This is a genomic window from Mesorhizobium sp. M2C.T.Ca.TU.002.02.1.1 (assembly GCF_003997225.1).
Genome location: NZ_RZTO01000401.1, coordinates 1 through 5,554 on the forward strand (window position 1 = coordinate 1; position 5,554 = coordinate 5,554).

The 5,554-nt window shown below is 63.8% G+C and carries 7 protein-coding genes; 4 read left to right on the forward strand and 3 right to left on the reverse strand.

All coding sequences use genetic code 11. The features are described from left to right. The coding region (locus tag EOD07_RS20440; protein ID WP_164772382.1) for an ROK family protein at window positions 1–520 on the forward strand (520 nt) is incomplete at its 5' end. Window positions 521–548: 28 nt separating this feature from the next. On the opposite strand, the gene EOD07_RS20445 is transcribed toward EOD07_RS20440, so the two are convergent. Together EOD07_RS20445 and tsaA are read right to left on the reverse strand one after the other, a co-directional pair. Continuing rightward, a complete protein-coding gene (locus EOD07_RS20445) occupies window positions 549–863 on the reverse strand; it encodes a DUF2293 domain-containing protein (RefSeq protein WP_127236755.1) in 315 nt (104 codons plus the stop codon). Beyond that, window positions 860–1,366: a tRNA (N6-threonylcarbamoyladenosine(37)-N6)-methyltransferase TrmO gene (gene tsaA, locus EOD07_RS20450; protein ID WP_127236756.1), complete on the reverse strand. Its 507-nt coding sequence runs from the start codon at window positions 1,364–1,366 to the stop codon at window positions 860–862. Before tsaA ends, EOD07_RS20445 begins: the two co-directional genes overlap by 4 nt. Window positions 1,367–1,506: 140 nt before the next feature. On the opposite strand from tsaA, the gene EOD07_RS20455 reads away from it, so the two are divergent. Beyond that, complete coding sequence (locus EOD07_RS20455) at window positions 1,507–2,529, forward strand: metalloregulator ArsR/SmtB family transcription factor (RefSeq protein WP_040988091.1); 1,023 nt, start codon at window positions 1,507–1,509, stop codon at window positions 2,527–2,529. Next, a complete protein-coding gene (gene metF, locus EOD07_RS20460) occupies window positions 2,529–3,446 on the forward strand; it encodes a methylenetetrahydrofolate reductase [NAD(P)H] (protein ID WP_040988093.1) in 918 nt (305 codons plus the stop codon). Before EOD07_RS20455 ends, metF begins: the two co-directional genes overlap by 1 nt. 369 nt (window positions 3,447–3,815) lie before the next feature. Here metF and EOD07_RS20465 read toward each other — a convergent pair whose 3' ends face one another. Continuing rightward, window positions 3,816–4,736, reverse strand: a complete 921-nt coding sequence (locus EOD07_RS20465) for a DMT family transporter (protein WP_127236757.1) — start codon at window positions 4,734–4,736, stop codon at window positions 3,816–3,818. A 213-nt stretch (window positions 4,737–4,949) separates the two neighbouring features. Here EOD07_RS20465 and EOD07_RS20470 point away from each other — a divergent pair. Beyond that, window positions 4,950–5,554: alanine racemase (locus tag EOD07_RS20470; protein ID WP_206519508.1), on the forward strand; the 605-nt coding region annotated here is incomplete at its 3' end.

A 5,554-nucleotide genomic window follows, 5' to 3' on the forward strand; every position in this document is an offset into this window, starting at 1 on the left:
ATTGAATGGCGTTGCGCGCGAGGCCAATCATTTCTTCTATGTCTTCGTCGGCGAAGGTGTCGGCGGCGGCATCGTGATGAAAGGCGAGCCCTATCGGGGCAACAGCGGCAACGCAGGAGAGTTCGGCCATCTGCTCGTCGATCCCGAAGGGCCGCCCTGCTACTGCGGCAACCGTGGATGCCTTGGCCAGTATCTGTCGCTCTCGTCGCTGCGGCGGTTTCAGGCAACATGCCCGGGCACGACTGCCGAATCGACGGAAGAGGAATGGCTGAATGGCGCGGCGCGCGCTCTTTCGCTGGCGCTTGTCACTATCGAAAACCTGCTCGATCCCGAAATGATCGTGCTGGGCGGAGCCGCTCCGAGGCAACTCCTCGCCCGGCTCTACGATCATGTCGGCGAATTGCGGCCCTCGGTGCGGCTTGGCCGGCAAAAGCGGCTGATCCTCAGCGATCTGGGCGAGCGGAGTGCGTCGTTAGGCGCATCGGCGTTGCCCATCATTGCTGTAACCAGTCCGTTTTAGTCCAACGGGCCCGCCGCTGCCTGGAGCTTCATTCTTCCTCGTCGTCTTCCTGGAGCAGCCGTGTCGCGCGCCAGCGGGTGAGCACCTCGTTGGTCCGCCCGATAACGAAAAAGCGTGCCGAATCCCGGTCATAGCCTTCGGCGAGCAGTTTTTCGTAGTCGGTGTGGGCATGGCGGACATGGGCGATGGTCGCCAGCCACACCGCGATCGTCGGCGGCAGGGTCTTCATATGCACCGAACCGGCGTCGGCGCGGATCTTTTCCATGTCGGCATAGGGCGCGAGGGGAAGAAGCGCGGTCAGCGCCTTGGCAATGGCGCGGCGGCGGCCGGTGGGTGCGCTCATTTCTCGTCGCGCCCGGCGATGGTCGCTTCGGGGAAAGCGTCGATCGTAGCGTAGTAGGGCTTGATGTCGATGACCGGCGTGCCGTCGAGCACATCGATGGCGTCGATCCCGATCCGGCCGGCCTCGATGTCGAGAGCGACGAGCTTCGCCACATGCAGACCGACAGGGTTCGGCCGGGCAGGGGAGCGCAGCGAGAAAACGCCTTTTGGTTCAGCCGCGTGGCGCGGTTTCTGCACAATCAGATTCCGCGGCGCGTGATGGAGCCAGGACAGGATGACGACATGGCTGGCGCGTTCCAGGTTCTGCAGCCCCGGACGATACGGCTCGTCGATCAGAACCGTCGCGGCCTGCCCGGTCTCGCGGGCGGCGCGCATGTTCTTCGGGCACTCGTCGCGGACCGCCCAGGGCGAAACGATGCGGCCGATGAAGACGACATGGCCGTCCGGCCGCAGTTGCGCCGGATCGGCTGCAAGAAGCGTTTCACCTTGGCGCGTCTCAAACATCCTCACCATCCCGCGGAAGAACCGCTTGCCCGGCGCGGATCACGGCTGCGCCATTTTCTTGTCCGGAAGCGACATAGCACTTGCCAGGGTTTCAAAATCGACATAAACATATCTTTATATCTTTCAACGAGAACCCGCTCATGCATGTCTCGCTCGACACAATGGTAGATACATTGAAGGCGGCGGCCGAATCCAGCCGGCTGCGCATCCTGGTGCTGCTTTCGCGCGGTGATCTTACCGTTTCCGACCTCACGGAGATTCTTGGGCAATCGCAGCCGCGGGTCTCGCGCCATCTGAAGCTTTTGCTCGATGCCGGGCTGATCGGCCGCTACCAGGAGGGGTCCTGGGCCTTCTTCAGGCTGACAGACATCGATAATTCGCGCGATTTCGTGCAGCGCCTGGTGTCGGGCATAAGCGAGGCCGATCCGCAGGTGGTGCGCGATCTCGAGCGGCTGGCGGCGGTGAAGCGCAAAAGGCAGGACCGGGCCGCCGAGTATTTCTCCGAGAATGCCGCGAGCTGGGATCATATCCGCTCGTTGCATGTGCCGGACAGGGCGGTGGAAGCCGCGCTCATCAGGCTCGTCGGCAAGCGGCCGTTCCAGTCGATGCTCGACCTCGGCACCGGCACGGGCAGGCTGCTCGAGATCTTCGCGCCGCTCTACCGGCGCGGCGTCGGCATCGATATGTCGCGCGAGATGCTGAGCGTGGCGCGCGCCAATCTCGACAAGGCCGGCATCGCCAATGCGCAGGTGCGCCAGGGCGACATTTTCTCGCCGCCAGTCGAGCGCAACGCCTTCGATCTCGTGACCATCCACCAGGTGCTGCACTATCTCGACGACCCCGCCCGCGCCATCGCCGAAGCGGCGCGGCTGCTCAGGCCATCGGGCCGGCTGATCGTCGTCGACTTCGCGCCGCATAACCTCGAATTCCTGCGCGACCAGCACGCCCATATGCGGCTCGGCTTCTCCGACCGGCAGATGTCGGACTGGTTCTCGGAGGCCGGGCTCGACCTCGAGGACAGCCAGGAGTTCGAGCCGCGCGGCGGCAACGAGGCAAGGCTCACCGTCAAGCTCTGGCTCGGCCGCGACCGCCGCCTGCTGATTGCCGATCCGTCCAACGACCCGCTACCTGCCAAGACATACCCAATGGGGGAAACCGCCTGATGAACCAGTTCCGCTTTTCCCGCCGCCCCGACATTGGCGACAAGGTCCGGGTCTCGTTCGAATTCTTCCCGCCGAAGACCGACGAGATGGAAGCAAGGCTCTGGGACACGGTCACAAGGCTGGAGCCGCTCAAGCCGAAATTCGTCTCGGTGACCTATGGCGCCGGCGGCTCGACCCGCGAGCGCACGGCGCGCACGGTCAAGCGCATCCTCAACGAGACGTCGCTGACGCCGGCGGCGCATATGACCTGCGTCGACGCCGCGCGCGATCAGGTCGACACGGTCATCCGCGAGTTCGCCGACATGGGGGTCAAGCGCTTCGTCGCGTTGCGCGGCGATCCGGCGGCCGGTGTCGGCACGAGCTATCGCCCGCATCCCGACGGCTACGCCAACGGCGCCGAACTGGTCGGGGCGCTGAAGAGCGTCGGCGATTTCGACATCTCGGTCTCGGCCTATCCGGAAAAGCATCCTGAAAGCCCGGATTTCGCCACCGACATCGACATGCTGAAGCGCAAGGTCGACAATGGCGCGACGCGGGCGATCACCCAGTTCTTCTTCGACAACGATCTCTATGAGCGCTATGTCGAGCGGGCGCGCCGCGCCGGCATCTACATCCCGATCGTGCCGGGCATCCTGCCGGTGCATAATTTCACCCAGGTCGCCAATTTCTCGTCGCGCTGCGGCGCGCTGGTGCCGGCATGGCTCGCCGAACGTTTCGAAGGGCTGGAAAACGACCCGCAGACGCATGCGCTGGTGGCCTCGGCCGTTGCGGCCGAGCAGGTGCTCGACCTTGTCGAACGCGGCGTCGGCGACTTCCATTTCTACACGATGAACCGCGCCGATCTCGTCTTTGCCGTCTGCCACATGATCGGCATCCGCTCGCATGAAGCAGAGGCGGCCGGTTCGGCTGCCGCATAAGGCGTGCTGCAATGGAAAAGGCCGGGTAGGACCCGGCCTTCTCGAACTGTTGGACTATTCTCGGTGCTGGTCTTCCCGGCTTTGGCGGGTCAGGGAAGAACGCCTATGATAAGGGCACCGATGAATGCGAATGCGGCACAAATCATCAAAGCGTTGATCGGCCTCGTCAGTCCCATGTCATAGCCTCCTCTTCAGAGCTATGGCAGGAGTCTAGGGTCATTTGTGCCACAGGCAAGCGGAAAACGTGCTGCAATGCGACATGATTGTGAAATCCGCGACCTGGAATTTGCCGTTAGCCGTTGAAACTCTTCGGCAAAAGCCGGCTTCGCCGTTGTGAATAAATTGTGGCGGCGGTGTGGCGTGACACCGCTACCATTTGCCGAACAACCGCCCGTCGATGGTGATCAGGCCGAGTCCGATCAGCGTCATGCCGCCGATCTCGAACAGCGCCAGCCGTTCGCCGAGGAAGAGGAAGCCGAGCAGCACCGCGCTGACCGGCACGATCAACGTGACCAGCGAAGCATTGGTGGCGCCGGCCGAGGCGACGAGGTTGAAATAGAGGATATAGGCAAAGGCGGTGGAGAGCAGCGCCAGCCCCAGCACCGCGGCCCAGACCGGTGGCGAGGCCGAGAACAAGCCCGTCGGCCCATAGGCAATGAGCACGATGGGGATCATGATGATGGTCGAGGCGGTCAACTGCCCGGTGGCGATGACCGGCGAGGGCACACCCTTGAAGCGGCGCGCGATCATCAAGGCGATCGCATAGGACACCGAGGCGCCGATCAGCGCGAACTTGGCCCAGACCGGTCCGCCGAGACCGGCAACAAGCCCCGGGCCGATCATTACGGCTGTTCCCGCAACGCCGAGCGCGATGCCGGCCAGCTTGTTCCAGGAGAGCTTCTCGTCGGTCGTGAGCGCATTGGCCAGGATCAACGTCCAGAACGGCGTCGTCGCATTGAGCACGGAGGCGACGCCGGCGCCGAGCTGCGTCTGGCCGGCGAAGATCAGCGAGAAGGGCACGACATTGTTGGTGAGGGCCAGCAGGAAGAACAGGCCGGCATGCGGGAAGGCGAGCCGGAACGACGGGCCGCGCACCGCCAGATAGAGCTGGAGCGCGATCGCGGCGATGGCGACGCGAAACAGCACCAGCGCCAGCGGATGGATCTCGGACACCGCAATGCGGGCAAAGAAGAACGAGCCGCCCCAGATCGCGCCGAGCAGGAGAAGCTGCGTCCAATCCTTGAGCGTCATCGGTCCGCGCGTCGGCACGGCGCCGGCCATAGTGGACATGTCCTGTTCCTCCCCGGGCCGATCGCAATCCCAGCCCGTCAACATTTCACCAACCGATATCGAGTTCGGCGGCAAGGACCACCCGAAACCTGACTGCTGGTCTAGCGTTGGCAAAATGTGCGACCGGCCGCTCCGGGTCGCCAGACACAGAACTGTTTTCTTTGGCGGCTAGCTAGGATTAATTGTGCGCGCTCCAGACCTGAGGATTCGTCCATGCAGCGATTCGAAAATGCCCGTGATGCGGCACTGGCGCTTCGTCCCGACGATCCGGTCTATTGTTTCCGCCCACAGGTGCTGAAGGCGGATGCCCTGCAGTTCATGGGCATGTTCCCAGGCAAGACCGCTTATGCGGTGAAAACCAACGGCGAGCAGATCGTGCTGAAGACGCTGGTGGAAGCCGGCGTCAGCACCTTCGACGTCGCTTCGCCCGGCGAGTTCGCGGCCGTGCGCGCGGTCTCGGCGGATGCCGAGATGCTCTACATGCATCCGGTCAAGGCGCAGTCGGACATCAAGCTGGCGCTGGAGAAATACGGCATCCGGGTGATCTCGCTCGACCATGAGGACGAGATCACCAAGCTGACACGGGTGGTGCGGGCGCTCGACATCGACCCCGGCGCCATCACCGTCTTCGTCCGCATCCAGACCAAGGGCCACGCTGCTTACGAATTGTCGAAGAAGTTCGGCGCCGGGCCGGCCAATGCGGTCGAGCTTGCCGAGCGCCTGAACCGCACCGGCTACAAGGTCGGCCTATGCTTCCATGTCGGCAGCCAGATCGAGGATCCCGACACCTATGAGCGGGCGCTGGCCTCGGCCGACTG

What these genes read in the sequence shown, in the direction of transcription:
- metF (WP_040988093.1), top strand. Translation starts at nt 2,529, where the DNA reads ATGAACCAGTTCCGCTTTTCCCGCCGCCCCGACATTGGCGACAAGGTC.
- tsaA (WP_127236756.1), bottom strand. Translation starts at nt 1,366, where the DNA reads ATGTTTGAGACGCGCCAAGGTGAAACGCTTCTTGCAGCCGATCCGGCG.
- EOD07_RS20455 (WP_040988091.1), top strand. Translation starts at nt 1,507, where the DNA reads ATGCATGTCTCGCTCGACACAATGGTAGATACATTGAAGGCGGCGGCC.
- EOD07_RS20465 (WP_127236757.1), bottom strand. Translation starts at nt 4,736, where the DNA reads ATGTCCACTATGGCCGGCGCCGTGCCGACGCGCGGACCGATGACGCTC.
- EOD07_RS20445 (WP_127236755.1), bottom strand. Translation starts at nt 863, where the DNA reads ATGAGCGCACCCACCGGCCGCCGCCGCGCCATTGCCAAGGCGCTGACC.